This window comes from Candidatus Palauibacter sp., assembly GCF_965222475.1.
Lineage (GTDB): Bacteria > Gemmatimonadota > Gemmatimonadetes > Palauibacterales > Palauibacteraceae > Palauibacter.
The window spans coordinates 496247-521949 of the sequence record NZ_CBDCUB010000002.1 but is presented as its reverse complement, the minus strand read 5'-3'; the positions used below and the strand labels follow the sequence as shown (position 1 = coordinate 521949).

25 protein-coding genes are annotated in these 25703 nt (G+C 69.8%); 14 read left to right on the top strand and 11 right to left on the bottom strand.

Annotation, left to right across the window (positions count from 1 at the left end; translation table 11 throughout):
* Positions 1-179: 179 nt before the first annotated feature.
* From ACOQPP_RS07690 to ACOQPP_RS07680, 3 genes are all read right to left on the bottom strand, one after another.
* The gene (locus ACOQPP_RS07690; protein ID WP_420636199.1) at positions 180-593 is read right to left on the bottom strand and encodes a hypothetical protein; all 414 of its coding nucleotides are present in this window, start codon (positions 591-593) and stop codon (positions 180-182) included.
* Positions 594-1039: 446 nt separating this feature from the next.
* Positions 1040-1423 carry a hypothetical protein gene (locus ACOQPP_RS07685; RefSeq protein WP_420636198.1) on the bottom strand — a complete coding sequence of 128 codons (384 nt, stop codon included), beginning with the start codon at positions 1421-1423 and terminating at the stop codon, positions 1040-1042.
* Positions 1424-1596: 173 nt separating this feature from the next.
* Positions 1597-2088, bottom strand: coding sequence for a hypothetical protein (locus ACOQPP_RS07680; RefSeq protein ID WP_420636197.1), 492 nt, complete (start codon positions 2086-2088; stop codon positions 1597-1599).
* Between the two features lie 97 nt (positions 2089-2185).
* On the opposite strand from ACOQPP_RS07680, the gene ACOQPP_RS07675 reads away from it, so the two are divergent.
* Both ACOQPP_RS07675 and ACOQPP_RS07670 read left to right on the top strand, forming a co-directional pair.
* Positions 2186-2356, top strand: coding sequence for a hypothetical protein (locus ACOQPP_RS07675; protein WP_420636196.1), 171 nt, complete (start codon positions 2186-2188; stop codon positions 2354-2356).
* 851 nt (positions 2357-3207) lie between these two features.
* On the top strand, positions 3208-3435 hold the full coding sequence (locus ACOQPP_RS07670; RefSeq protein WP_420636195.1) for a hypothetical protein: 228 nt from the start codon (positions 3208-3210) through the stop codon (positions 3433-3435).
* Between the two features lie 186 nt (positions 3436-3621).
* Here ACOQPP_RS07670 and ACOQPP_RS07665 read toward each other — a convergent pair whose 3' ends face one another.
* On the bottom strand, positions 3622-4203 hold the full coding sequence (locus ACOQPP_RS07665; RefSeq protein WP_420636194.1) for a hypothetical protein: 582 nt from the start codon (positions 4201-4203) through the stop codon (positions 3622-3624).
* A 600-nt stretch (positions 4204-4803) separates the two neighbouring features.
* On the opposite strand from ACOQPP_RS07665, the gene ispG reads away from it, so the two are divergent.
* Positions 4804-6069: a flavodoxin-dependent (E)-4-hydroxy-3-methylbut-2-enyl-diphosphate synthase gene (ispG, locus tag ACOQPP_RS07660; protein ID WP_420636193.1), complete on the top strand. Its 1266-nt coding sequence runs from the start codon at positions 4804-4806 to the stop codon at positions 6067-6069.
* A gap of 37 nt (positions 6070-6106) precedes the next feature.
* Here ispG and rpsU read toward each other — a convergent pair whose 3' ends face one another.
* Positions 6107-6307, bottom strand: coding sequence for a 30S ribosomal protein S21 (gene rpsU, locus ACOQPP_RS07655; RefSeq protein ID WP_419163569.1), 201 nt, complete (start codon positions 6305-6307; stop codon positions 6107-6109).
* A 284-nt stretch (positions 6308-6591) separates the two neighbouring features.
* On the opposite strand from rpsU, the gene ACOQPP_RS07650 reads away from it, so the two are divergent.
* The 11 genes from ACOQPP_RS07650 (at position 6592) to ACOQPP_RS07600 (ending at position 18366) form a co-directional block, all read left to right on the top strand.
* A complete protein-coding gene (locus ACOQPP_RS07650; RefSeq protein WP_419164749.1) occupies positions 6592-6921 on the top strand; it encodes a hypothetical protein in 330 nt (109 codons plus the stop codon).
* Between the two features lie 32 nt (positions 6922-6953).
* Positions 6954-8405, top strand: coding sequence for a pyruvate kinase (pyk, locus tag ACOQPP_RS07645; protein WP_420636192.1), 1452 nt, complete (start codon positions 6954-6956; stop codon positions 8403-8405).
* Positions 8406-8479: 74 nt separating this feature from the next.
* A complete protein-coding gene (locus tag ACOQPP_RS07640; RefSeq protein ID WP_419164751.1) occupies positions 8480-9208 on the top strand; it encodes an MBL fold metallo-hydrolase in 729 nt (242 codons plus the stop codon).
* Positions 9205-11007 (top strand): translation elongation factor 4, encoded by a 1803-nt coding sequence (gene lepA, locus ACOQPP_RS07635; protein ID WP_419164752.1) that lies wholly within the window; start codon positions 9205-9207, stop codon positions 11005-11007. Before ACOQPP_RS07640 ends, lepA begins: the two co-directional genes overlap by 4 nt.
* 132 nt (positions 11008-11139) lie before the next feature.
* Entirely contained in the window at positions 11140-12132 is a 993-nt protein-coding gene (locus tag ACOQPP_RS07630; RefSeq protein WP_419164753.1) for an ROK family protein, read from the top strand.
* A 7-nt stretch (positions 12133-12139) separates the two neighbouring features.
* On the top strand, positions 12140-13156 hold the full coding sequence (locus tag ACOQPP_RS07625) for a hypothetical protein (RefSeq protein WP_419164754.1): 1017 nt from the start codon (positions 12140-12142) through the stop codon (positions 13154-13156).
* Positions 13153-14055, top strand: coding sequence for a hypothetical protein (locus ACOQPP_RS07620; RefSeq protein ID WP_419164755.1), 903 nt, complete (start codon positions 13153-13155; stop codon positions 14053-14055). The genes ACOQPP_RS07625 and ACOQPP_RS07620 overlap by 4 nt, the downstream gene beginning before the upstream one ends.
* Positions 14056-14059: 4 nt before the next feature.
* Positions 14060-14629, top strand: coding sequence for a hypothetical protein (locus tag ACOQPP_RS07615; protein ID WP_419164756.1), 570 nt, complete (start codon positions 14060-14062; stop codon positions 14627-14629).
* The gene (locus ACOQPP_RS07610) at positions 14626-17076 is read left to right on the top strand and encodes a penicillin acylase family protein (protein WP_420636191.1); all 2451 of its coding nucleotides are present in this window, start codon (positions 14626-14628) and stop codon (positions 17074-17076) included. Before ACOQPP_RS07615 ends, ACOQPP_RS07610 begins: the two co-directional genes overlap by 4 nt.
* Before the next feature lie 106 nt (positions 17077-17182).
* Positions 17183-17434 carry a NifU family protein gene (locus ACOQPP_RS07605; RefSeq protein ID WP_419164758.1) on the top strand — a complete coding sequence of 84 codons (252 nt, stop codon included), beginning with the start codon at positions 17183-17185 and terminating at the stop codon, positions 17432-17434.
* Between the two features lie 146 nt (positions 17435-17580).
* Positions 17581-18366, top strand: coding sequence for an Mrp/NBP35 family ATP-binding protein (locus ACOQPP_RS07600; protein ID WP_419164759.1), 786 nt, complete (start codon positions 17581-17583; stop codon positions 18364-18366).
* A 4-nt stretch (positions 18367-18370) separates the two neighbouring features.
* Here the strand turns inward: ACOQPP_RS07600 and ACOQPP_RS07595 are convergent, their stop codons facing one another.
* The 6 genes from ACOQPP_RS07595 to ACOQPP_RS07570 form a co-directional block, all read right to left on the bottom strand.
* Positions 18371-19294 (bottom strand): hypothetical protein, encoded by a 924-nt coding sequence (locus tag ACOQPP_RS07595; RefSeq protein WP_419164760.1) that lies wholly within the window; start codon positions 19292-19294, stop codon positions 18371-18373.
* Complete coding sequence (locus ACOQPP_RS07590; protein WP_420636190.1) at positions 19287-21410, bottom strand: hypothetical protein; 2124 nt, start codon at positions 21408-21410, stop codon at positions 19287-19289. The genes ACOQPP_RS07595 and ACOQPP_RS07590 overlap by 8 nt, the downstream gene beginning before the upstream one ends.
* Positions 21411-21692: 282 nt before the next feature.
* Entirely contained in the window at positions 21693-22286 is a 594-nt protein-coding gene (locus ACOQPP_RS07585; RefSeq protein ID WP_419164762.1) for an RNA polymerase sigma factor, read from the bottom strand.
* A 157-nt stretch (positions 22287-22443) separates the two neighbouring features.
* Complete coding sequence (gene mutM, locus ACOQPP_RS07580) at positions 22444-23295, bottom strand: bifunctional DNA-formamidopyrimidine glycosylase/DNA-(apurinic or apyrimidinic site) lyase (RefSeq protein ID WP_419164763.1); 852 nt, start codon at positions 23293-23295, stop codon at positions 22444-22446.
* 10 nt (positions 23296-23305) lie between these two features.
* Positions 23306-24631, bottom strand: a complete 1326-nt coding sequence (gene purD / locus ACOQPP_RS07575; RefSeq protein WP_420636189.1) for a phosphoribosylamine--glycine ligase — start codon at positions 24629-24631, stop codon at positions 23306-23308.
* 39 nt (positions 24632-24670) lie between these two features.
* Complete coding sequence (locus ACOQPP_RS07570) at positions 24671-25660, bottom strand: M48 family metallopeptidase (protein ID WP_419164765.1); 990 nt, start codon at positions 25658-25660, stop codon at positions 24671-24673.
* Positions 25661-25703: the final 43 nt, after the last annotated feature.

The window sequence follows — 25703 nt, the reverse complement described above, 5'->3', positions numbered from 1 at the left end:
TCCCATGCGGCAATATGATTGCGACTCACCGCACTAGGACATCGTTGGTACGACACTCTGCCCTGTCGTTTCCCCTCGAGGGCCTTACCCCTTCGGTGATCCTGGGAGTCGAGGCGGGGGCTCGATCGGAGGCCAGCTGCCCTTAATCACTCGGTCGGTGTCGCGTCAGCTTCCTCGCCTCATTCGTTTTCGTGCAGTTTGTCGAGATGCCGGATCAGGGCGGCTTCAGCGGCGACCAGCGCGGGATCTCCGACAGCAGCCAGCGCGACCCTAAGGCGGGCAGCCTGGTTTTTGGGGTCGCTTGCGTCTCGGGTTTTCTCAATTAGTTCCCGAACTGCTTTCAAGTCCTGTGCCGTAAGCCTTATCGCGTCCAAGGCACCCTGCAAAGCCTCGCTAAGCTTCTCGTGACCCTCGGGACTGTCGGGCTGTTCGATCAGGAATTGCACGGCTTCGAGTGCATCGTGCAGCTTGACAGCGACATCGGGCGCGGCGCCAGGCCGCGGCGTGGTGCGCAGGGCCTGGACGACCGCTGTTGCCGCAGCAGTCCGCCTGACCCACTTCCCCTTCATGCTCGAGATTACCTGCTTGAGCACCTCGGCTCCTGTGGTGATAGCGGTGGCGGCGAGCGGAGCGGGCATCTCTGTGAGGGTACCAAGCGCGCCGCCTTGTCGATGGTTCGATAGTTGCCGGCAGGCAAACGTAGTCCTCTGAACGGACTTGCGAATGCAGGTTGACAGAAGAAGCGCTTCCCGGGTAGCAGACGTGTCAAGCAGCGGCGGCGGGGGCCGGGCGGCCTCGATAAGAGGAGTTTTAGGCTGGCAGGTACAGTCCCGTCTTCCGGGCGGCGTGCGATCTGGGCCCGGGCTCGAGGAAGCGGCAGAATGCTGCACGCGGAAGTCCAGCCGTGCGAGCGCCAGCTGCAGTTCGTGGAAACGGTCCCTGGCAATTGACCGCAGCAGCGCGTGCCAGCCTGCTGCCAGACTGCCTCGCCTCGCAGGGGGCATCCCTGCCGCACTCGGCGGGCCCAGCACGCGAGAGCTCAGAAGAAGCTGTACCCTGCGGCCACTGAGGTCCGCAGGAACGGAATCAATCCGATACGGGCTTCAGGGGCAACGTAGAGCCGCTCTGTGATGTAGATCCTGATGCCGAGGCCTCCCGCCAGGTTGAACCCGTGCTGCCTGTCCCAGCTGTACACCAGTTCGTCGGAGTCAGGGCTCCGGAAATCGGGGATGAGCGCCCGCCACTGCGTCAGTCCGATCCCGAACGACAGGAACGGCCGGACCCGTCCCGAAGAGGCAAACACGTACTCGAACACGGGCGTGAGCATCCACGCGCGCTCCTCGTGGCTCTCATGCGGGCCAAACAGGTTCGCATCCATGTACTCCACCCCGATCCGCCACCGCGCGGCAGGGCGCGCAGACACGGAAAGCCCACGCAAGGCTGCATAGGGAGGTGAATCTTCGAGGCCGAGGGCAAATCCGCCGTGCGCTGCAACGTGCAACCTGCCGCCCTGCCCCTGAGCAGGCGATACGGCAAGGGCAATCGCAAGGGCCAGCAGCAGCCATCCTGCCGCGCCGCGGCCGAGGGTCCGCCGATTCACTGGCCGGCCTTTCCCATTCTCCGCCCGAGAAACACGGAGAAGCGGAAGTTGGGCTCGACCCCGATGCGCACCTGCGGGGCAACGTACCACCGCCTCCCGACGCGTGCCTTCATGCCGAGGCCCCAAGCCAGGGCCCCCCAATACGGCCGGGACGAGCGGGTTCTTCCGGTCTGGTAGTTCATGCCGCCCCCCATGAGCATGTACCAGACCCGTTTCGCTGTCGGTCGTGAGAGATCCTTGACGACGCTCAACGCGGCCATGTTGTCGGTGTGGTCCGGCACGAACATTGCCGAGAACTCGGGCTCGATGCCCCAGCCCCGCTTGCCGAAGTACAAGCGATAGGCACCCCCGGCGGTAACGTGCTGGCGCGCCTCGAAGAAGGTTGCGGTTCCCACGTGGAAACGGACCTCGTCCGGACGGGACTGACCCTGGAGGACCGGCGGCAGCAAGGCGGCCACGGTACACGCAGCGAGCAGGGGCCGGACCACCGTTCCCCTCCCTTGCACCGAGGGCTCCCAAGACTTGAGCCATTCGTACAAGGTTCAAGTCTACATTCGAGCGGCGCGGAGGGAGATTTCTCTCCTTGTGGGTCTGCTCGAAAAGGATCCCTTTCGAGACACGTCGGATTGCGGCGGCGTCCAGATCGACTGGCAGGCGAGTCTGACCCGGGCCGCCAGGGACTTCGTGATCGACTTCGACGCCGGGAGGCAAGTGCAGCCATTCGCGTGCCGGCTGGTGTTCCGGAGGTTCCTGTGATGGAGCTCTAGGCGGCACCCGACATCGTCGTGGTCGTCCGTCCGGCACAGCGCAGCGGCAGCAGCAGCGCGCGCCTATGGGCCCGCGCGAAAAGGAGTCGGTTTTGCCCCATCATGAAGTGCATGGCTGATCGCGTCCGCGAACTGCTGCAGCTACTGGATGACGGCCGCCGCGTGCGGAGTGGCCTCGAGCGAGCGTGCAGCCGCGGAACCGAGCTCTTGGAGGCTGACCGGCGAGCGTGCCGGGCTCCGCGTCCTTGGCGCGGCAAGCCCCGGCTCGCACGCGAGTTCCGGGCATTGTCCGACGAAGCGCGTCGGCTCTCGGTGCTGGCGGCATCCGTGGGCCTCCGGGCGGAAGGAGGCGCGGGGATGGCGTGGATCGACGTCGCCGACGCATGTGGGTGACTGGCCGCGCTCTGGGCCGGATTCGCACGAGATCTGGACGGATGGGGCTGGAGACGGCGTGCTGCAGCGGCCTTTCTTCGGGGGGCGCGGCGCGGGTTCTCGCGGCTAGAGCTGCCGCCTCGCTCGCTCGACGCAAAGGACAACTAGTCCATCGGCCGCCGCAGCCCATCTGCCGACATCGAACGGCCCTCGGGCCCCTTTCCGCCGGAACCTTGGGTAGGGGATGGGGCACTGCCCCCGCAGCGTGAACACGTTGCGGTCTTCCAGCTGCCCGGGCAGCGCCTGAGCCACGAAATATGGGCTTCGAACGCCTGCGTGACAGAACTCTCTCGCTGCTGCGCAGCAGCGCTTGTGGGATCGCGCAAGAACGATCGTTTCCGGGACGGAAGTCCTCAAGGCCTAGATCCAGCGAAGCTCATACTACACCGGGGTGCCTAGGATGGATCCATGAGCCTGGAATGGATCTTGTCGCAGGTGCAACGCCGCGGGTGGCGGATGCGGGGCGTGGGCTGGTTTGCCGCCGGAACCGGCGGCGGCCAGTTGGCGATGGCGTGGCTGGCGTCCACGGAATTCCCCGCGGAGACAGCCACGGCGCTACGGCTGGAGAGCCTCAAGATGGCCGCGGTGGCGGCAGGCGTTGCGTATGCCTTGGTGGAGCCCCGCCAAGACCAATGAGGCTACTCATCGAGCTGAGCTACGGGCGCTGTCGCTGCCGGGAGTGCTGTATCGACCGGCTGGAATGGCGCTGGTACCTGGCCCATGCCGTGCCCGGCACCTTCATGATCAGCTTTCGCCCTGTGCCGCCCATCTGCCGACACGCAGCTCCCGCGGTAGCGTTCCACCTTGCATGGGGCGCGTGAGTTAACCCGGCCCGTAGTGGCCGCGCGAAAACGATCCCTCTCGCGCAGGGGGCGGCGCTGCTACTTCTGGGGCGCTCGGCGGGGCGGGTTCGGCGGCGGCTTCGGCGCTGACCCCCCTCCAGTACTCGCGCGCCTCGCGCTGGCTCCTGCAAGCGAGCGAGCGCGAAAGCGGCAGCTCGCGCGGCGCGCGATCGATAATGGCGCCCTGGCGCTCGCTGAGCGCCCTGGCCGCCGCCACCATGTCGGCGTCCGGCCTGGAGCGAGCCCCGTTCCAGAGATGCTTCCATTCCAGGTGGACCCGTTGCAGCTGGCGGAAGATCTCGGCGCTGCGCACCGCATACCGGCGAGCCGCCACGGCAAGGGCCGCGCAGCCCACCACGGCGCCGCAGGCCAGCGCCAGCCATTCAGGGAGGGGAGGCAGCAGCGCCGCGAGCCCGCCTAGGGCAGCGACGCCTGCCCCGGCTTGCAGCAGGTCGCCCAGCCGGTCCGCGCGCTGCATTAGGTAGCCGTAATAGCGGCACATGCGGTCCGAGTCGACCATCTCGTCCCAGATCAGGACTGCGGTGCCGTCGCTCCCCTGCATGCGTTGATTGTACGCGCTCGCACTCGTAGCCGGCGCTGCGCCACGATCGGGGCGAAAACGGCGATTTCGGCCGTTTCAGCCGGGATCCGCAGGAATTTGAAACGAATAGAAGCCCTCTAAGCGTGCGCTGGCGATCCCGACGGCCTGGGCCACCGCACAGGCTTCGGGCGCGTCCCTGCAAGCCGCCAAGCGCTAGATGCTGCCAGTCCGGAGCGCTGCAGCACACCACATGTTGGGGTTAGCCACAGTGGGCCTGCGGTGCCGCAACGAGAGAGTGCGCGGACCTGCGCGTCCGCTCCTGCCAGCCGCGCGAAAAGGATCGTTTCCCAGCGACACTAGGCCTTGCGGGGAGCGGTGCTTCTGGGTTTCGACCACCAACGGCGGCGCGCGGACGGCGCAGCGCCCCGTGATCGAGCGCTACCAGGAGTCGGCGGCCCGGATGTTCCTCGGCGTGTGCTCGGAATGCGGCAGCAGCCTGGCGTTCGAGGAGGCTGCGCGAAGTGCTACGCTTGCGGCCACAGCGAGTGCGGATGACCGTTCGGTTGTAGATTCACCCGGGACGGGGAGCGCCCTTTCCGCCCCCGTCTCCGGAGCGCCGCGATGGTGCCCCGCGACGCACGAACTCCATCGCTGCGGGGGAGCCGCTTGAACACACCCTCCACGTCACGTCGTGCGACGACACCGGTCGATATCGGGGGCGTTCCCGTGGGTGCGCCCCACCCCATCGTCGTCCAGTCGATGACGAACACCGAAACCGCGGACGTGGACGCCACCGCACGGCAGGTCCGGGAGCTGCACGAGGCGGGCTCGGAGATCGTCCGCATCACGGTGAACACGCCGCGCGCGGCCGCGGCCGTACCCCGGATTGCGGAGCGCCTCGCCGACCGCGGCGTCGATGTCCCGCTGGTCGGCGACTTCCACTTCAATGGTCACATCCTGCTGCCCGGCCATCCCGGCTGCGCCCGCGCCCTCGCCAAGTTCCGCATCAATCCCGGCAACGTGGGACGCAAGCGCCGGGACGAGCAGTTCGCGACGATCGTCCGCTGCGCGATCGAGCATGAAAAGCCGGTGCGGATCGGGGTCAACTGGGGGTCGCTGGACCCGATCCTCCTGACGCGCCTCATGGACGAGAACGCGGCGCGGGACGAGCCGCGCGATGCCCACCGCGTGACGCTCGACGCCATCGTCGAGAGCGCCCTCCGCTCGGCCGAAGCCGCCGAAGCCCTCGGCCTCGCACCGGATCGCATCGTCCTCAGCGCGAAGGTGTCGCGCGTGCCGGACCTCGCGACCGTGTACCGCGAACTCGCGTCACGCTGCGACTACCCCCTGCATCTCGGGCTCACCGAAGCGGGCATGGGGCGCAAGGGGACGGTCGCCTCCTCGGCCGCGCTCGCCATCCTCCTCTCGGAGGGGATCGGCGATACGATCCGGGTCTCGCTCACGCCGGAGCCCGGCGCCGACCGCACGGAGGAAGTGCGGATCGCGCAGCAACTCCTGCAATCGCTGGAGCTGCGGAGCTTCAAGCCCCAGGTGACGGCGTGCCCGGGCTGCGGCCGCACGACGAGCACCTTCTTCCAGCAGCTGGCGCTCGATGTGGAGCAGCACATCGCGGACCGTCTCGCGGCGTGGCGCGACCGGTATCCGGGAGTCGAGGAGCTTTCGGTGGCCGTGATGGGGTGTGTCGTGAACGGGCCGGGCGAGTCGAAGCACGCGGACCTCGGGATCTCGCTGCCGGGCGTCGCCGAGGCGCCGACCGCGCCCGTCTACATGGACGGCGAGCATCATTCGACGCTGCGCGGCGAGGGAATCGTGGACGAGTTTCTGCAGATTCTCGACGGGTACGTGGAGCGGCGGTTCGCCGGGTGACCCGTGAGGGAGGCTTGCCCCGGGGCGGTCGGGGCGGTTAGCTGCGGGCCTTCTGGCGCCGCCGCCGCCGCCGCCGCCGTCGCTCCGCGGCCTTCATCTTGCGACGACGGGCCTCGCTCGGCTTCTCGTAGAACCGGTGCTTCTTGATGTCCCGGAAGATCCCGGCCCGCTGGACCTTTCGGCGGAACTTCCGCAGTGCGCGGTCGAGTTCTTCGTTGTCGCGTAGCGTATACTGCAAGTGTGCGCCTCCTCCCCGGCAGGGTGAACCCCCAATTCTAGCGACCCGCGCGAAGGCGCGTCAAATATTCCGCCGGGGCGGGGAGAACCCCGACGATCCCCGGCGGGGCCGGCGCCGGGGAGAGAGGGTGCTCGGAGGTTGCATCGAGAGCCGGTAACGGCATATAGTATGCTCAGGAAGCCCGGGGACCGTGTGGCTGGGGTGGGGAGAATCGAAGAGGATTGTCCATGCCTTCCGGCAACACGGTCTTTTGCGTCTCTGCCTTTGACGTAAGGAGACTGGATATGGCATCTCGGCTTGCCATCTCTTCGGACGGCACCTTCGAAGTCGAAGGGCACGCCTACCTGATCCCCTCCGAGTTCTCCGCCCGCGAAGTCTACAGCTACCGCCGACTCATAGAGCCGATCCCGGACATCCCCGGGGGCACCAGCCTCAACCCGGAACAACGAAGGCGGCAGCGCGCTTACTTTCTCCGCCGGGCCGCCGCCTGTATCATCCCCGGCTTGCAGGTGCAGTCCCTCGAGGGGCTCCCGCTCGGCCAACTGCAGAACATGCACGAGTGGATCGTAGCCCACCGACCTAACCTCTCGGAGGTCGCCCGACTGCCTGGATAGGACCGTGGCCTCCCACCTGATCTGGGCCGCGGATGAGCGCAGGGTTCCGAAGAGCGAAGATCGTCAGCACGATCGGCCCCGCTTCGTGGGAACGGGACGTGCTGTACCCGTTGATCGAAGCCGGCACGGACGCGATCCGCCTCAACTTCACGCACTTGCCGACTTCTCGTGCGGGCGGGGTCGTTCGGAAGGTCTCGGAGGCGGCGCGGGATGTCGGACGCCCCGTCGCGATCATCGGCGACCTCGGGGGCCCCAAGATCCGGGTCGGAGATCTCCCCGGCGGCCGTCTCGAAATCGAGCCCGAAGAGACCTACTGGTTCTTCCCCGAGGGTGAAGACCCCCCTGAGGAAAGTCCGCCCGGCCGGCGGATTCCCACCACCTACCCGGAGTTGTCCGAGGAGGTGGAGCCCGGGACCCGCATCCTCCTCGACGACGGCCACTTCGAGTTCGTGGTGAAGGAGGTGTCCGCCGACGACCCGTCCTGGGTCTCGGCGCGGGCCTTCAGCGTCGGCGTGCTGAAGTCCCAGAAGGGGATCAACCTGCCGGGCGTGCGCGTCGGCGCGCCCGCCCTCACCGAGAAGGATCTCGCGGACATCGAATTCTCCGTCGAACACGTGCTCGACTACCTGGCGCTCAGCTTCGTGAGAAGGCCCGAGGATCTCGAGACCACGCGCCGGAAGATGGACCGCGGGTCCCTGCTCATCGCGAAGATCGAGAAGTCGCAGGCGCTCGAGAATCTCGCGGAAATCCTGCCCCTGAGCGACGCGGTGATGGTCGCCCGGGGCGACCTCGGCGTCGAACTGCCGTACGAGGAAGTCCCCATGATCCAGAAGCGGATCATTCGGCTCGCCCAGGAGCGCGCCCGCCCGGTGATCACGGCCACGCAGATGCTGGAATCGATGATCGAGAGCCCCCGCCCCACACGGGCGGAAGTCTCCGATGTCGCGAACGCGCTGCTGGATGGGACCGATGCGGTGATGCTCTCCGCGGAGACGGCGATGGGTGGGTATCCGGTCGAGGCCGTGCGCACCATGGACCGGGTCATCCGGCGCATCGAGCATGAACGCCTGGGGCGGACGGGCCGGGCCGGGACGCACGTCCAGGGCCTCTCGCAGATCCAGCAGACGACCTCGGGGGCGATCGCCGCGTCGTCGCTGATCGCGGTCGAGCGCGTCGACTCCCCGTTCATCGTCACCTTCACGCAGAGCGGCTATACGGCCCGGATCGTGTCGGCGCAGCGGCCATCCGTCCCCATCCTCGCGATCACCGACCAGTGGAGGACCTACAACCAGCTGGCGCTGGTCTGGGGCGTGCAGCCCGTCCTCTTCCGCGGGGGGATCAGCTACTCCAGCATGCTGGACAAGGCGCGGCATGAGGCTCTCGAACTCGGGATGGGCGAGCCGGGCCAGCGCTTCGTGGTGACGGCGGGGGTGCCGTTTCACGTCCCCGGCACGACGAACATGATGCGCGTCGAAGAGTTGTGATCCGCCTCTTCCGGCGCTGACGGCCGACCGTGAGAGTCCGATTCCTCGGAACCGGTACTTCGTTCGGAGTCCCGGTGATCGGCTGCCGCTGCGCCACCTGTCGATCCCGGGACCCGCGGGACCGCCGCACGCGTCACGGCCTCCTCATCGAAGCGGGGGAGGCCCGCCTCCTGGTGGACACGCCCCCCGAACTTCGTGTCCAGCTCCTCGGCGCGAAGGTCGACCGGATCGACGCCGTGTTCCTCTCGCACGAGCACGCGGACCACACGCACGGGATCGACGACCTGCGCATCTTCTCCCTGCGCCGTGGCGGCCCGATCCCCCTCTACGTGGCGCGTGAGTTCGAGTCAGCGATCCGGCGGCGCTTCTCGTACATCTGGGGCGGCGGCAGGGCGCAGCCCGGATCGGCGGTGCCGCAGCTCGACCTCAGGACCTTCGAGGACCGCGAGGTGATCGCGCCGGCCGGGCTCGAGTTGCGGGTCGTCGCCCTCCCGCACGGCGTGTACCGCAGCTACGGCTTCCGCACGGGAGGGCTCGGCGTGCTCATCGACGCGAAATCGATACCGGAGGATGCCGTCGGAGTCTTCGCGGGCGTGGACGTCCTCATCATGAACGCACTCTGGTTCGGGGACCCGCACCCCGGACACTTCTCGATCGAGGAGGCGGTCGCCACCGCGCGGCGACTGGGGGCGGGGCGGACGTACCTCACGCACATCGCGCACCGAACGACCCACGCCGAGATCGTGCGCCGCGTGCCACCGGGCATCGAACCCGCCCATGACGGACTGGTGGTGGAGCTTTGAACCAGCGACGGATCCGGAACTTCTCCATCATCGCCCACATCGACCACGGAAAGTCGACGCTGGCGGACCGGCTGCTCGAGCGCACGGGCGCGGTGGACCCCCGGAGGATGCGGAAGCAGGTCCTCGATTCCATGGAGCTGGAGCGCGAACGCGGGATCACGATCAAGCTCAACGCCATCCGCATGTCCTACCGGCACCCCGACGGGGAGGAGTATCAACTCAACCTCATCGACACGCCGGGCCACGTCGACTTCACCTACGAGGTGAGTCGGAGCCTGGCCGCGTGCGAGGGCGCTCTGCTCGTCGTCGACGCGACGCAGGGCATCGAGGCGCAGACGCTCGCGAACCTCTTCCTGGCCGTCGAAGCGGGCCTCGAGGTGGTTCCCGTGATCAACAAGATCGATCTCCCGGCGGCCGATCCGGAGCGGGTGAGCGAGGAAGTGTCGGAGTTGCTCGGGATCGATCCCGCCGCGGCGATCCGCGCCTCGGCGAAGGAGGGGGAGGGGATCGACGCGGTCCTCGAAGCCATCGTCGAGCACGTGCCGGCTCCGGGTGGAGATCCGGATGCACCGCTCAGAGCGCTGATCTTCGACTCGCAGTACGACCGCTACCGCGGAGCGACCCCCATCCTGCGCGTGGTCGACGGCCACCTCCGCGAGGGCATGCGCATCGGGTTCGGGCGGCACGACGCGGTGTACGAGGTCGACGAGGTCGGCTTCATGAGCCTCGGCTTCGAGCCGACCGGCGTCCTCGGCTGCGGCGAGGTGGGTTATCTCACGGCGCAGATCAAGAAGGTGGGGCACACCCGCGTGGGGGACACGGTCCTCGACGCGGACGACCGGGCCCCGGACGTCCTCCCCGGCTACCGGGAAGCGAAGCCGATGGTGTTCGCGGGGCTCTACCCGATGGACTCGGACGACTTCGAGGAGCTGCGGGAGGCGCTCGAGAAGCTCCAGTTGAACGACGCCAGCCTCCACTACGAACCCGAGACATCGGGGGCGCTCGGGTTCGGTTTCCGCTGCGGCTTCCTCGGACTCCTCCACATGGAGATCGTGCAGCAGAGGCTGGAGCGCGAGTTCGGCGTCGATCTCATCACGACGCTGCCCAGCGTAGAGTATGAACTGACCCTCACGAACGGAGACGAGATCCGGCTCGAGAACCCGTCGAAGATGCCCGAGCGCGTTCACATCGCCGAGGTCCGGGAGCCGTTCGTCCAGATCCGGGTCGTGTCGCCGGCGGACTACATCGGGGCGATTCAGAGGATCTGCCACAACCGCCGCGGCCGGTACGTCAACCTCCAATACCTGGACCCCACCCGGGTGGAGATCGCCTATTCGATGCCGCTCGGCGAAATCGTGCTGGACTTCTACGACAAGCTGAAGTCCGTGTCGCGCGGGTATGCGTCGCTCGACTACGACATCTCCGGACACGAGCCGTCGGACCTCGTGAAGCTGGACATCCTGCTCAACGGTGACCCGGTGGATGCCCTGAGCGTCATCGTCCACCGGAGCCGGGCCTACGAGTTCGGGCAGAAGATGGCCCGCAAGCTCAAGGAACTCATCCCCCGGCAACTCTTCGATGTGGCGATTCAGGCGGCGATCGGGCGGGATGTGATCGCGCGGACGACGGTGAAGGCGTTACGGAAGAACGTGACCGCCAAGTGCTACGGCGGCGACATCACGCGCAAGCGGAAGCTCCTCGAGAAACAGCGCGAGGGGAAGCGGCGGATGAAGCAGTTGGGTAGCGTCGAAGTTCCCCAGGAGGCCTTCCTCGCCGTGCTGCGGGTCGAGGGCGACTGACAGCCGCGGGCACCGCCGACCCGCGGCCGCGAAGCGTCGGTCTCTTGGAGGGGGCCGGCTCGGCGGTCTATCATTTCCCGGACCGGGCGTTGGAATCCCGCCGAACCCCGGAGAGAGGACGTGGGCGAGAGCGTGAGCGACAGGCGTTACATCATCGGCGTCGACCTCGGGGGGACGACGATCAAGGTGGGGGCGGTGCCGGTGGGCGGCGGCACGGTCCTCGGCATGCGCACGCTCCCGACCGACGCGCACGTCGGCGCGAAGTTCGTCGTCGACCGGATCGTGTCGATGATCTTCGAGGTCAAGCGCGACGCGGCCCGCGAGGGGGGTTTCGGGGAGGACGCCTTCGTCGGAATCGGACTCGGATCCCCGGGACCGCTGGACCGCGAGGCCGGAACCGTGATCGAGACGCCGAACCTCGGCTGGAGGAACTTTCCCCTCCGCGACCTCATCGTGAAGGCGACCGGACTGGAGGCGGAACTCGACAACGACGCCAACGCGGCGACGCTCGGCGAATGGTGGCAGGGGGCGGGGCGCGGGGTCGACCATCTGGTCGGGGTTACGCTCGGGACGGGGATCGGCGGCGGGATCATGCTGGGCGGGGAACTCTACCACGGGACATCGGATGTGGCCGCGGAGATCGGGCACATGACGATCGACTTCACGGGGAGAAAGTGCGGCTGCGGGAACTACGGGTGTCTCGAGGCCTACGCGTCGGGGCCCGCCATCGCGGCCCGGGCGCTCGAGGGACTCGAGGCGGGCGCCGCGAGCCTGATCCCCGACCTGGTGGGGGGCGATCTGCGGGCCGTCACGGCGGAGATCGTGTCGGACGCGATCGTGGCCGGAGACGACTACGCCGTTGACGTGATGCGGGACACCGCGGCCTTTCTGGGGACCGGCCTCGCGAACCTCATCAATATCCTGAACCCGGAGATGATCGTCGTCTCCGGGGGGGTCACGAGGGCGGGGAAGCATCTGTTCGATCCGCTCCGGAACGAAGTGCGAAAGCGGGCGTTTCGGCCCGCGGCCGAGGCCTGCCGGATCGTGAGCAGCGAACTCGGGGGCATGGCCGGCGTGATCGGCGCCGCCGCCACCTACCATCTCGCCCGACTCGGAGGCCTTTGAGTTTCGAATGCCGCGGCTGGGGATCGTGGGGACGATGGTGTGGGATACGATCCGCGCGCGCCATATGGGCCGGGAGGCGCCGGTCCGCGAGTGGGGCGGGATCGCCTACGCGCTCGCCGCCGCCGATGCGGCGCTCCGGGAGGACTGGTCCCTCTTCCCGATCATCAAGATCGGACAGGACATGCGTGAGGCCGCTGACGTCTTCCTCGGGAGCCTCGAGCGTCTCGACTCCCTCGACGGCGTCCGCACCGTGCCGGAACCGAACAATCGGGTCGAACTCGTCTACCGCGACGAGGCGCGGCGGTGCGAGAAGCTCACGGGCGGGGTGCCGGGATGGACCGCGGAGGAGGTGCTGCCGCTCGCGCGGTCGTGCGACGCCGTCTACGTGAACTTCATCGCGGGCTGGGAGCTGGATCTGCCGGCCGCCGCCGCGCTGCGGCCCGCGACGGCCGGTCCGGTCTACGCCGACCTGCACTCGCTGATGCTGGGGGTCGGGGCGGACGGCTTTCGTGCGCCGCGACCCCTCGCTGACTGGCGGGCCTGGCTCTCGTGTTTCGACATCGTGCAACTCAACGAGGACGAACTCATGACGCTCGCCGCGGGCTGGGACGACCCCTGGGCGCTGGCCGCCGATGTCGTCGGACCGGTGACGCGCGGGCTCCTCGTCACCCTCGGCGAGCGGGGCTCGGCCTGGGTCGCGACGCGCGGTTTCCGGGAGGCGCCGACCGCGCCGCGCCTTCCCCTGCACGCGCTGGGACCGGCCGAGGCCCTGGTGAGCGGGAAGGTCGAGCCGGAGTCCGCCGTCGCGGGCGGTGACCCCACAGGCTGCGGAGATGTATGGGGGGCCACCTGCTTCGCGAGGATGATGGGCGGGGAGGGTCTCGAGGACTCGATGCGCGCCGCGACGGGGGCCGCCCGGCAGAACGCCGGTTTCCGCGGAGCGACGGGCCTGGGAGAATTCCTGCGGTCCGAGACGGGCCTGCTCACCGGCGCCCCGCGCGGGCGGGAGCGAGGTCCCGCGTGAGCCGGGTCGTCCGGGTCCCCGCCACGCTGGACGAGGCGGCGTTCGAGGTGCTCATCGGCCGCCTGCGCTCCGGCTGCGACGAGCAGGCCCGGCTGCTGCTCGACGCCCGGGCGGTGCGCTGGGTGTCGCCGTACGGGCTCATCGGCCTGCTCGCGGTCGGGCAGGAAGCGCGCCTCCGCACCGGGCTGCCTCCGCTGATCGAGCCTCCCCGGGATGCGGAGGTCCGCTCCTACATCAACCGGATGCACTTCTGGACCGCGGCGGCCGAGGTGTTCGACCTCAAGGCGGTGCCACCGCGCCCGCCCAGCATCACCGAGGCGCTGATCGAAGTCACGGCGATCCGTTCGCACGAGGATGTGCATTCGGTCGTGGAGGGCGTCCGCGAGCGCGCGCAGCGGATCCTCCACCGGCGGCTCGGCTACCCGAGGCCGGCCGTGATCCACTTCTCGGTCATGCTGTCGGAGGTATGCCAGAACATCCTCGAACACGCCGGCTCGATCGGCTGGGTTTGCGCCCAGCGCTATCGGTGGAAGCGCCGCCTCGGCCGCGACGTGGTCGTGCTCGCGGTGATGGACGTCGGGGTCGGGTTCGAGGGCTCGCTGGGCGCCGAACACGCGCGCCGCACGGGCGAATCGTGGTCGGCCGCCTCGGTGCTCGAGGCCGCCTTCCTGCGCGGCGAATCGAGGTTCGCCGACCCGGGGCGCGGCCAGGGGCTGCAGGCGATTCGGAGCCAGGTCATCAAGTGGAACGGCGTCGTCCGGATCCGGAGCGGCGACGCGATGATCGCCCGCGTTCCGGCGTGGGACGACGCCGAGTCGCTCCGGACCGGGCTCACGCGATTCCCGGGCGCTCAGGTCCTCATCGTGCTGCCGGAGCGGGTGGGTCGGGGGGAGTCGTGATGCCATGAGACCGGCGATCGCCCACACCAGGCTCTTCAGCTATCTCGTCACCCGGCCCACCGGCCGTACGGTGCGGACGAACGTCGAACGCCAGATCGCCGCGGCGGGCCGCACCGTCCTCGCGGTCCTCGACCTCCGCCACGTCCCCGTGATCGATTTTTCGTGCGCGGACGAGGTCGTGGCGAAGCTGGTCCTCCTCGCGTCCGACCCTTCGACCCGGCGTCGGTTCGTCCTCTTCCGCGGGATCGCCGAACATCACCTCGAGCCGATCGAGTCCGCCCTCCGGCGGCAGGGCCTGGCGGCGGCGGGGGAGAGCGCGGACGGGCAACCCCTGCTCATGGGTGCCCTCGACTCGGGCACGGTCGCCGTGTGGCGGGAGATCTGGGTGCTGGGTCGCACCCGTGCGTCTCCCCTCGCGAACCGGCTCGATCTCCCGGTGGAGCGGGTGCGGGGGGTGCTCGAGGACCTCGTAACCCGCGCGCTCGTGATCCGCGATGGCGACCGGTACGTGTCGCTCGGCCGGGCGCTGCGCGACGCGGGCCCGCCTCCGGATGAGGAGCGCGAGGACCGGTGAGGCTGCGTCGCCGGACGACCGCGGTCCTCGCGGCGCTGGGGGTGGCCGGGGGGCTCGTCGCGACCTTCGCCTTCTTCCAACTGCAGCGGTCGATACAGCCACGTTCCGGCGAACACGCGATCGCGGGCCTCACCGGGGCGGCCGCGGCGACCTTCGACGAATGGGCCATCCCCTCCATCTCGGCCGCCACCGAACTCGACGCGATGCGGGTCCAGGGATTCGTGCACGCCTCGGAGCGGCTGTGGCAGCTGGAGTTCTTCCAGCGCGTGGCGCGCGGGCGTCTGGCGGAACTCTTCGGCGAGGCGGCGCTCGACGCGGACCGGCTCATGCGGACGCTCGACGTGTGGTCGGCGGCCGGCCGGGAACTCGAATCCGCGACGCCCGCGGACCGGGCCGTCGTCGAGGCCTACGCGCAGGGCGTGAACGCCCGCATCGCGAGCTGGCGCGGGCCGTGGCCCCCGGAGTTCCTCCTGCTCGGGATCGAGCCACAACCGTGGAGCGCGCAGGCCTCGCTCTCGATCGGCCGCATCATGGCGCTGGATCTCACCGAATGGCGCACCGAACTGTCGCGGACCCGCGCGCTGGCGACGCTGGACGTCGCCCATCGGCGTGCCCTCGGCGCGGGCTATCCGGCGTGGGGGCCCACGATTCTCCAGGACACGCTCCCGGCGGGGACCGCGCCCCCGCGCCTCGCAAGAGGCTCGGAGCCGGAGGTCGCGGAGATCGCCGCCGCGTCCGTATCCGGAAGCGCTCCCAGCGGCGGGCCGCCCCGCCTGTCCCTGCTCGATCTGGGCTTCCGGGCGTCGAACTCCTGGGCCCTGGCGGGATCGCGTACGGCGGACGGGTACCCTCTGCTCGCGAACGATCCCCACCTGGCGCTACGCGCCCCCTCGACCTGGTATCTTAACGCCATCGCGTGGAGGGAGCCCGAGCAAGCCGTGGCCGGACTCTCGATCCCGGGCGTCCCGGGCGTCGTCATCGGACTCAATCGCGATGTCGCGTGGGCGTTCACGAATGCCATGGTCGACGACGCCGACTTCATCGTCGAGGGGACGAACCTCGACAGGTCGATGTACCGGGATACCGACGGGTGGCGCCCCTTCGAGTCGCGGACCGAGGAGATCACGGTACGGGGCCGGGACGAACCGGAGACGTGGGTCGTCCGCGAGACCGTCCGCGGGCCCGTACTCACCGACCTCGTGCCTGCCGGCGGTCTCACGCTCTCCATGCTTTGGACCGGGCTCGAGCCCGGCGGTGCCGTGGCGGGCCTTCGCGGCATGAACCGGGCGGGCGATGCGACCGCTTTCGAGGCGGCCGTGGCGCGCTTCCGGTCCCCGCACCAGAACGTGATCTACGCGACGCCGGAGGGGGAGATCGGATACCGCATGGGAGGTTCCGTCCCGAACCGGCCGCCCGGCTCGGGGGCGTTGCCGATCTCCTTCGAGCGCATGCCGGCGGGCTGGACGGGATTCTGGCCTCCCGACGCGATGCCGGCGCTTCGTGCGCCCGGGAGCGGCTACCTCGTCAGTGCGAACAACCTGCAGTCCCGGCCGGCATACGGCCGGGTGGGCGTCGACTACCCGGCCCCCTTCAGGGCGCGGCGCGTCGAGGACCTCGTCTCGAGCGCCACGGACTGGACCGTCGACGAGATGCGGTCGACCCAGCTGGACAGCTACAGCCTGTGGGCGGAGCGTTACCGTCCGCGCGCGGTCGGCGCGGCCCGCCGCGCGGGTCTCGACTCGCTCGCGGCCGTCCTCGAGGCATGGGACCTGCGCACGGAAACCACGTCGCTCGGAGCGGCGCCCTTCTACACCTGGCTCTACCGGCTCCGCGAACTCCTCGTCGCGGATGAGTTCGCGGAAGGAGATGGCTGGTTTCCCGACCTCGCCTTCATGGAGATCGTCGAGAACGATGTGACCGTCTGGATCGACGACCCCGGGACGCCCGGGATCGAGACGCTGGAGACGCTGGAGGAGGAAGCCGCGCGGACCGCCGCGGGGTCGCTCGGCCGTGCCTGGGGGGAGGTCCACGGCGAGCGCTCGGCCCACCCGCTCGGGACCGTCGGACTCCTCGACCGCGTCTTCGGCTTCCACGTCGGTCCGTACCCCTCCCGCGGCGGACGTCACACCGTGCGCCCCGACGCCCCGTCGCTGAGAGCCCGGCTCGACTCGACCGCGTGGCACCTTCCCGTCGTGAGCGAGTACGGGCCCAGCGCGCGGTTCGTCGCCCGCGCTGCGCCCGGCCGGATGACGGGCCACTTCCTCCTCCCGACGGGCCAGTCCGGCAACCCTCTCGACCCCCACTACCGCGACATGGCCGCCGTGTGGGCCGAGAGCCCGCTGATCGAGCTTCAACCCGGCCGGCCGCCCGACCCCGCTGCGGACACGCTCCACTTCCTTCCGCGCGAAGCGCCGGGGATGTCCTCGGATCCCCCTCGCTCTCGTTGACCGCCGGACGGCGGAATCCTAACTTTCGCCGGTGCCATGGGAGCCGGTTTTCAGGGCACCCGAGGGGTATGGAATCGCCCCCGACCCGCGCCAGGACCCGACTGACTTGAGTACCGCCACCGGCGAGAGCACGCTCGACCAGATCGAGAAGATCCTCGACGACATCCGCCCGGCTGTGCGGGGCGACGGCGGCGACATCCAACTCGTCTCCTTCGAGCCCGAGCACGGCCTCGTCGAAGTTCGACTCGTCGGCGCCTGCTACGACTGTCCCATGTCCACTGCCACCCTCCGGGCCGGAATCGAGCATCAGTTGCGGCACGCGCTTCCCGTGGTCCACTCGGTCGAGGCCGTCGCCTAGCCAGGCGCCGAACCCCTGTGTCCGACACCCCCGCGCGCGGCCCCCGGCCGCTCCCGATCATGGACCCGGCGCCGAAGCGTCCCGCCCCTCCTCCCAAGGGGGATGACCGCGAAGCGTCCCGCCGGCACCCATCGGAGGCCCCGCCCATGCCGGGCGTCCGGCGCGTCGTCGCCGTCAGTTCGGGGAAGGGGGGCGTCGGAAAATCCACTGTCTCGACGAATCTCGCCGCCAGCTGGAGCCGCGGCGGACACCGCGTCGGCCTGCTCGACGCCGACATCTACGGTCCCGACATCCCGACCATGTTCGGCATACAGGAGAAGCCCCGGATCGATCGTGAGGAGGTCGTGCCGCTGGAGGCGCACGGGGTGAAGCTCATGAGCATCGGGTTTCTGATCGAGGAAGATGCTCCGGCGATCTGGCGCGGGCCCATCATCATGGGAGTGATCCGGCAGTTCCTGCAGCAGGTGGCCTGGGGCGAACTCGACTACCTCGTCATCGACCTCCCCCCGGGGACCGGCGACGCTCAGCTGTCGCTCTGCCAGCTCGTGCGGGTGGATGGCGCCGTGATGGTCACGACGCCTCAGGATGTCGCCGTCGGCGGCATGCTCCGCGGCATCCGGATGTTCGAGAAGCTGGAGGTGCCCGTCCTCGGGATCGTCGAGAACATGCGCGGCTTCGCGTGTCCCGGGTGTGGAGAGACGCACGACATCTTCGGCGCGGGCGGGGGGGAGCGGCTCGCCGCATCGATCGACGTTCCCTTCCTGGGGGCCGTCCCGCTCGGCGTGGCCGTCCGCGAGGAGGGCGACCGCGGAATCCCGACCTCCATGGGGAGGCCGGACGCGCCGGAGGCCCGGGCATTCGGTCGCATCGCGACGACCGCCACGGCCCGGCTGGAGGAGCTGGAGGCGAAGCGGGGCCGGACTCGGGCGTAGGCGGCTATCCGCGCTCGACCGTGACGCTCCCGAGCCCCGCCACGAGGGTGATCTCCAACCGCACCCGAGCCGATTCCCAGTTGGGGCTCAGGTAGGCGTCCCCCACCTTCCGGAAGTCCTCCGCCGCAAGGGATGCGAGTCCGCGCCGCCGCACGCGCACGCCGATCTCGGACGGAACCCGCATGACCAACTCGCCCAGCGCCATCCGGACCTCCGCCTCGGCGCTGGAGCGCCATGCACCCGAAAAGTCGAGCACGACATCCCCGACGACGCCGTCGAACTCCATGCGCTCGAAGCGGGCATTGCCGAGGTTCTCGGCCACGAGCCCCGTCGCGCCCGACTTCATCGACAAGAGTTCCATCGGCACCCGGTTCTCGCGCGCGAAGCCGATCCGGACGTCGCCGGCGCCCGTCAGGAACTCGAACGCCGTGAGCGTCATCCCGCCGAGCTCGAGCCGGGCCCGCCCGGCCCCCACGCCGACCCGAAGCGTAGTGGGCACGGACGGGTGGACGGAGAACGCGAGACGTCCGCCCTGATCGAGACCGCGGTCCAGGTCCGCGAGGTCGAAATCCGGATCCCACTCGTCCAGGCGAGCCGCGGCGTCCTCCTCATCCCCGCGTTCGGGGAGCAACGTCGTGCCGAACCACAGCCGTCCGGTGTCGCCGTCGCGGCGCCAGTTCCGGCCGGGTGCCGAGCGCCCGGCATCATAGAGGAGCCGCGCGTCGTAGAGCAGCGCCGGTTCCCCCGGAGAGACCCGCAGGGTGCCCCCCGCGTAGAGCAAATGCACGTCCAGCCCTTCCACATCCCCGACCTGTCGCGCCGACCGGAAGTCATGCCATTCCTGCCCGGCTGCGGGCGAGGCCGCACAGATCGGGATCAGGGAGAGGCAGGCCGCCGTCAGGGCTCGGCAGGGGCCCGAATCAGGCATCGGGGGCCGGGCCGGAAGGCTCATCGCCGACATCGACCTCGATCCCGACGTCTGCGGGCTCGGCTCCGGCCGACCAGTCGACGACCACGCTGCGGCTGCCGGCGCGCGTGAGCAGCACGCCTCCGAACCCCGCTGTGACCAGGACCCAGGTCCCGAGGCCCGCCACGAAGAAGATCAGGCCGCGTACGAAGCCCGCCGCGCCGCCGAACACCCACAGGAGCGCGCCCGCGGCAAACGGGAGGATGAGCAGGACGAGTCCGCTGCCGACGTAGTAATAGGAGTTCGATCGCCGGAGTCCCTCCAGCCACGCGTAGCGATAGCGGCGGCGGGCGAACATCTCGCCGGCGCCGTGCGCCACCGCGACGTACCCCGCGAGCCCGGCGAGCGCTGCCGTGAGCACGAAGAAAGGCACGACGGGCCACGTGATGAGGAATACGATGAGCACGAGGAGGGCGGGGAAGAAGAGGATCTGTCCGGCGAGCCCCATGGCGAAGGAGCGAGCGAACTCGCGCCGCACCGTATCCGAGACGGTCTCGAGCCGGCTCCGCGCGAAGTAGACGAGGAGCAGCCCCAGCACGACGAGGCCGACGAGGGTGGAGATGGCCCCGATCAGACCTTCGACCGCGTTGCCCAGGTTGCGGACGAAGCGGGACCCGGGCCCCTGTCTGCGTGGACGCTGCCGGGCCGAGGCGGTGACCACCTCGGCCGCCGCACCGGGCGGCGATCGCGGAGCGGCCTCCGTGGCGGGGTCGGGCTCGGCGAGCGCGATGTCGGACAGGATCTCGCCCCCGACCGTGGCCATCTCCCCGCGGAAGAGGAGTTCGCCCCCGACCCGGAGCACATCGCCCTCCACCCGGGCAGCGTCGGCGAGCAGGAGCGTTCCGTCCAGCAGCAGCACATCGCCTTCGACCGCGCCGGCCAGGCTCAGCGTCCCGTCGAGAATCGCGATGTCCCCCGTGATCGTCGTCTCCGCCGGGATCCGGTAGTCTCCGTGCACGATCATGGCCAGATCGCCTTCGACGGACTCCCCGGCGGTGCCCAGCCGACGGAGCGCCTCCCGCAGGCGTTCCAGTCGGTCGCCGACATCGAAGCCAAGTCCGCCGGGGACGATCTGCAACGACCCGGGGCGCAGCCCCGTCTCTCCCTCGTCAGCCCTCGCGACGGCCGGGGCCTCCACGGCAGGCTCGAGGATCTCTTCCAGCCGGAGACCCAGCGCCCGGGCCGCGTCCCGTTCGGACCCGGTCTGGACCGTGGCCCACTGGGCCAGCAGGGCGCGGAAGCCACGGAGGCCCTCGCGCACCCTCGCGCCGTCCTCCCCGGCGTGCTCGCGAAGGAACTCACGCCAGCCGACGACGATCGTGCCGGGGTCCCCGTAGGAGCCGATCACTGCGCCGTCGAGCTCGATGGTCTCCCCCTCGAAGCGCAGCCGATGCTCGGTTCCGTCCTCCAGCTCGAACCACAGCTCGGCGCGCCCGCCGGCGGAAAGCGTGATCACGGCGTCCGCGATCTCGACCTCCTGCGCGCTCGCCGGGAGCGGTCCCGGGAAGCAGGCGAGAAGCGCCACGAGCGGGACGACGCCGGCCGTTCCGCGGAGCCGGACCGGCTGGCGGGCCGGCCGCCGGAAGAGCGCGGTCATGACCCACAGCGACGCCATGCCGGCGAGGCCGGACAGCGCCAGGCTCGTGAGCGCCGCGGCGGGGCTGATCCGATCGAGGACCGACCCGCCGGCGTCCACGAGACCCAGGCGATACCCGACCCGTCCCGCGGCCAGCGCCGCGTCCACGAGCACCGTCCGCGCGCCATCCAGCGTGAACGCGAGGAGTTGGCCGGGCGCGAAGCCTCCGGCTCCGAACAGCCAGGCCGCGACCCCTGCCGAAACGCTCAGCGTCGCGGCGCCGGCCGTGGCGAGCGCCGCCCGGCGCCGGCGCGCGAAGCGAAGCAGACGTTCGGGCCACGGCACCGGGAGCCGCACGCGGGCCAGCACCGCGGACGCGAAGCCGGGCGCCGGCAACCAGCCGGGGAGCCGGCCCAGTTGGCGATCCAGTGCGGCCGCCGCCAGGTCGATCCGGCGCGCCACACCGTCCGCGAACCCGGCCGCGGGTCGATGCCGTTCCATGCCATCGAGACGCACGAGCACGGCGCGAAGCGCCTCGACTTCTCGCCGACAACGAGCGCACGACGCCAGATGCCGCCCTGCGCCCCGGGGCGGGGGCGAAGCGCCTCGCTCTTCGGCGCGTCGCTGGATTTCGTCAGGCGTCAGATGCCGCACGTTCGCTCCTGTTTCCGCGAGGCGGTCCCGGGGTCCACATACGTTCGCCTTCGCGGGCCGGTTTCGTCACGCGCGCGCGTCGCCGCTCTCGGTGCGACGCGGGGTTACTCCACGGACTGCCAGGCTAGGCTAGGGCTCGGTCAGATGTACGAGAGCGGCCTTCAGTTCGTTTCTGCCCCGATGGATGTAGGTCTTGACCGTCCCCAGCGGGATGTCCATGACGCCGGCGATCTCGTCGTACGTGTGCCCCTCGACGTGCCTGAGGAGGATCGCCGTCCGGTATTCGGGCCTCAACCGCCCGATCGCCTTCTCGATCTCGGACCCGAGTTCGCGCGCCTCGAGAAGCTCATCCGGCCGCTCGTCCGGCGACACCAGGGTGATCTCCGTCGCGGCGCGCCGGTCCGGGGTCACGGCGTCCGGCGCTCCATGGATCGACACGACGTTCAGTTCCTTCTTCCGGAGATGGTCGATCGTGAGGTTGTAGCCGATCTTGAAGATCCAGGAGGAGAACTTGTAGGAGGGGTCGTAGCGGCGGAGGTTGTTCAGCGTGCGGACGAAGGTCTCCTGGGCCAGGTCTTCGGCCAGTTCGCGATCACGAACCATGCGCAGGATGAGGGAGAACACCGGGCGCTCGAAGCGCAGCACGATCTCCCGTGCGGCCCGCTCGTCGCCGTGGAGACACATCTCCACCAGCGTCTGATCGCTGTGATCCGAGTAGCCCACTCCATCTCGCCCGTTCGAGTGGCGGCGACAGGGCCCGCGACATGCGGGCCGGCGGCGTTGCTCTCCGACTTCCGGCCCACTCTACCCGCGCCGGTGCTCAATATGCGGGCGGCGCCCCGCGGACCGCATCGCCGGGCGGCGGGGACGCGGCTCCCGGTCAGCGCTGGCAGTCGGCGCAGAAGAAGGAACTCCGCCCCGCCTGCACGATCCGCACGATCGACCCGGAGCAGCGCCGGCATCTCGATCCTTCGCGCTGGTAGACGCGAAGTCGGGTCTGAAAGGACCCCGAGAGCCCGTTCACGGCCCGGTAGTCCCGGAACGTCGTTCCCGCGTCCGCGAGCGCCTCGCGCAGGACGGCCCGAACCGCGCGCTGCAGCCGGCGCGTCTCGGACGTGTCGAGCGAGCCGGCGGCCCGCTGCGGGTCGATGCGGGCGCGGTGCAGCGCTTCGCTCGCGTAGATGTTCCCTACGCCCGCCAGCCTTCTCTGATCCAGAAGGACGTTCTTGATCGGGGCGCGTAGCGGCGCGAGTATCCGCGCCAGTTCCGCGGCGGTGAACGCACGGTCCAGCGGTTCGGGTCCCAGCGCCGCGGCGCGCGCCTCCCACGCATCCGGCGTCAGCAGGTCGAAGCCGCCCAGCCGGCGCACGTCGTCGTAGAACAGCGTCCGGCCGTCGTCGAGGACGAAGTCGACCCCCGGGTGCCGGAAATCGGGCCCGTCCGGTCGGTCGGCCGCGAGCGCGAACCGGCCGGTCATGCGCACCTGCACGCGCATGACGCGCTCCACGGGACCCTCGAGGTCGTTCGCGGCGTGCAACGGGAAGAGCAGGTACTTCGCGCGCCGTCCCGCGCTCCCGAAGGTGCGGCCGCGAACGGCGCGCCGGAACGCAGGTCCCGTCATGCCGCCCAGGATGAGGTCGTCGTGGTGGACGCGTACGCGCGCGATGCGCCGGCCTCGCAGCAGCGGGGCGAGGTCGCGCCGCATCGTCTCGACCTCGGGAAGCTCAGGCACGATCGGCCGGTTACGGCCTCGGGTCCCCGGGGGACGCGATCAGCGCGCGCTCGCCCGCGGGGAGCCGGGCGGGCTCGAGTTCGTGCCAGCCGATGTCGGCGCGCGAGTGCGCCCCCTCGAACCGGATGTGTTCGACGGCCTTGCGGCTCCGTCGCGCCGCCTCCTCGAGCGTGGTGCCGAACCCGGCGACCCCGAGCACGCGCCCGCCCGCCGTGACCAGCCGGTCCCCGCGAATGGCCGTCCCGGCATGAAACACCTTGACCTTCTCCGGGTCGAAGGCCGGAATCTTGATCGGCCGCCCCGAGTCGGAGCCCTCGGGATAGCCGGCGCTCGCCATGACCGTCACAAGGGCCGCGCCGGTCGCAGCTTCGGGGTGCCAGCCGCGAAGCGAATCGTCGTGAGCCACGCGGAGCATGGGTTCCAGCAGGTTCGAGCGCGTGAGGGGGAGGACGACCTGGGTCTCCGGGTCCCCCATGCGGCAGTTGAACTCGACGACCCGCGGCCCCTCCTCCGTGAGCATGAGGCCCGCGTAGAGAAAGCCGCGATACGGCGCGCCCGCCTCGCTCATCGCCTCGAGGACCGGCTGGGCGATCGTCCGCCGCACCCGCTCGATGAACGCCGGCCCGGACGGCGCGGCCGGGGCGTACGCCCCCATCCCCCCGGTGTTGAGTCCGCGATCTCCGTCTCCCACCCGCTTGTAGTCCCTCGAGGTGAGGAGGGGAACCGCCCGCTCCCCGTCCGCGACGAAGAAGACGGACAACTCGACGCCCCGCATGAACTCTTCGATCACGACGCGTGCGCCCGCCTCGCCGAACCTGCCTCCGATCATCATCTCCCGGATGGCGGTCCGCGCCTCCGCACGCGACTCGCAGGCGATGGCGCCCTTCCCGGCGGCGAGTCCGGAGGCCTTGACCACGAGCGGCTCGTCGTGACCCGAGACGTAGTCCAGCGCGGCTTCGGGATCGTCGAACGTCTCGTGGTCGGCGGTGGGCACCCCCCGCTCGCGCATGAGCCGCTTGGCGAAGGCTTTCGAAGCTTCCAGCCGGGCCCCGGCGCGGTCCGGCCCGAACACCGGAAGCCCGGCCTCCCGGAAACGGTCCACGATCCCCGCGGCGAGCGGCGTTTCCGGCCCGACGACGGTGAGATCGACGCGGTGCTCGACGGAGAACTCGACCAGCGCGTGGATGTCTCCGGCCGGGATGTCGACGAGTTCGGCCGTGCCCCGCATGCCCGGATTGCCGGGCGCCGCATGGATCGTGGCGTCGGGGGCGTCTCGCCGCAGACAGTCGGCGATCGCGTGCTCGCGGCCGCCGCTCCCGATGATCAGAAGGTTCATGGCGGCAGGATGACGGGCGAGCGCCCGCCCGGCAACGGGCTAGCGTTCCTTGCGGCCCCGGAACGTCTCCGAGATCCGGTCGCGCAGCCGGTCGACCGCGGCGTCCACCTCGTCGAAGATCTCGCGGGCGCCCTCCTGGTAGCCCGTCATCGCCTCCTTCAGATCCTCGCGATAGGGGCGGTCGTCCTTCTCGCCGCGACGCTGGTACTCGCCCGAGAGGATGCGCTCGTACTCGCCGCCTTCGATCCAGTCCCGCAGTTCCGCGACGCGCATGACCGCGAACGGGTGCGTCTGGCCGAGCACGTTGAGGATCTTGTAGACCGCGTCGAGGAGATCGCCGCCCTCACGGTATTCGTCCGACTGGGCGATGAACTCGTCGAGGTCGAGGTCGACGCCCCGGGTGCCGCCCGCGAGTTGCATCAGCGCCGACATCGTGACCCGGGGGTTCTGCACCGCGAGCACCCCGGCGCGGTCCGAGGAGAGTTCGCTCTTCCGGTACCACTCCCAGAGGGCCATGAGGATCGGTCCGAGCGCGAGGCCGGCGAGCGTGTAGCGGACGAGGACCAGTTTGAAGATCAGGATGAGCAGCGTCCGGTAGAACACGTGGCCGGAGAGGATGTGTCCGACCTCGTGACCCAGCACGGCCTCGACCTCGTCCTCCGAGAGCACCTCGAGCATGGAGGAATTGAGGACGATGAACGGCTCCCCGAAGCCGACGGCGCCCGCGTTCACGATCGGGGTCTGCGAGATGTAGCACTCCGGCGGATTCTCCAGGTCCAGGACTTCGCATACGCGGGCCAGCCGCGCGTGGATCCAGGCGTACTGCTTCTCCGATGTCCGCACGGCGTTCGCCTTGAAGGCGAGCCTGAGCGCGCGCTCCCCGAACAGCGCGAAGATCTTGCGCAGGACGAGGTCGAACCCCGGAATCCTGCGCAGCGCGTTGAGGGCCGCCCGGTCCGCCGGGTGCTCCCACGAAATCGGGGCGATCTGCGTGAGGATCCGTCTCTGGTTGTCTTCGCTTGCCGCCATGGGTCACTCTCCTGCGCGCCACACCGTTTCGCGTTCGGCCCGC

Coding starts and splice junctions, on each gene's coding strand:
- ACOQPP_RS07670 (WP_420636195.1), top strand. CDS start 3,208: ATGAGCCTGGAATGGATCTTGTCGCAGGTGCAACGCCGCGGGTGGCGG.
- ACOQPP_RS07665 (WP_420636194.1), bottom strand. CDS start 4,203: ATGCAGGGGAGCGACGGCACCGCAGTCCTGATCTGGGACGAGATGGTC.
- ispG (WP_420636193.1), top strand. CDS start 4,804: ATGGTGCCCCGCGACGCACGAACTCCATCGCTGCGGGGGAGCCGCTTG.
- ACOQPP_RS07650 (WP_419164749.1), top strand. CDS start 6,592: ATGGCATCTCGGCTTGCCATCTCTTCGGACGGCACCTTCGAAGTCGAA.
- pyk (WP_420636192.1), top strand. CDS start 6,954: ATGAGCGCAGGGTTCCGAAGAGCGAAGATCGTCAGCACGATCGGCCCC.
- ACOQPP_RS07625 (WP_419164754.1), top strand. CDS start 12,140: ATGCCGCGGCTGGGGATCGTGGGGACGATGGTGTGGGATACGATCCGC.
- ACOQPP_RS07615 (WP_419164756.1), top strand. CDS start 14,060: ATGAGACCGGCGATCGCCCACACCAGGCTCTTCAGCTATCTCGTCACC.
- ACOQPP_RS07600 (WP_419164759.1), top strand. CDS start 17,581: ATGCCGGGCGTCCGGCGCGTCGTCGCCGTCAGTTCGGGGAAGGGGGGC.
- ACOQPP_RS07595 (WP_419164760.1), bottom strand. CDS start 19,294: ATGCCTGATTCGGGCCCCTGCCGAGCCCTGACGGCGGCCTGCCTCTCC.
- ACOQPP_RS07590 (WP_420636190.1), bottom strand. CDS start 21,410: ATGGAACGGCATCGACCCGCGGCCGGGTTCGCGGACGGTGTGGCGCGC.
- purD (WP_420636189.1), bottom strand. CDS start 24,631: ATGAACCTTCTGATCATCGGGAGCGGCGGCCGCGAGCACGCGATCGCC.
- ACOQPP_RS07570 (WP_419164765.1), bottom strand. CDS start 25,660: ATGGCGGCAAGCGAAGACAACCAGAGACGGATCCTCACGCAGATCGCC.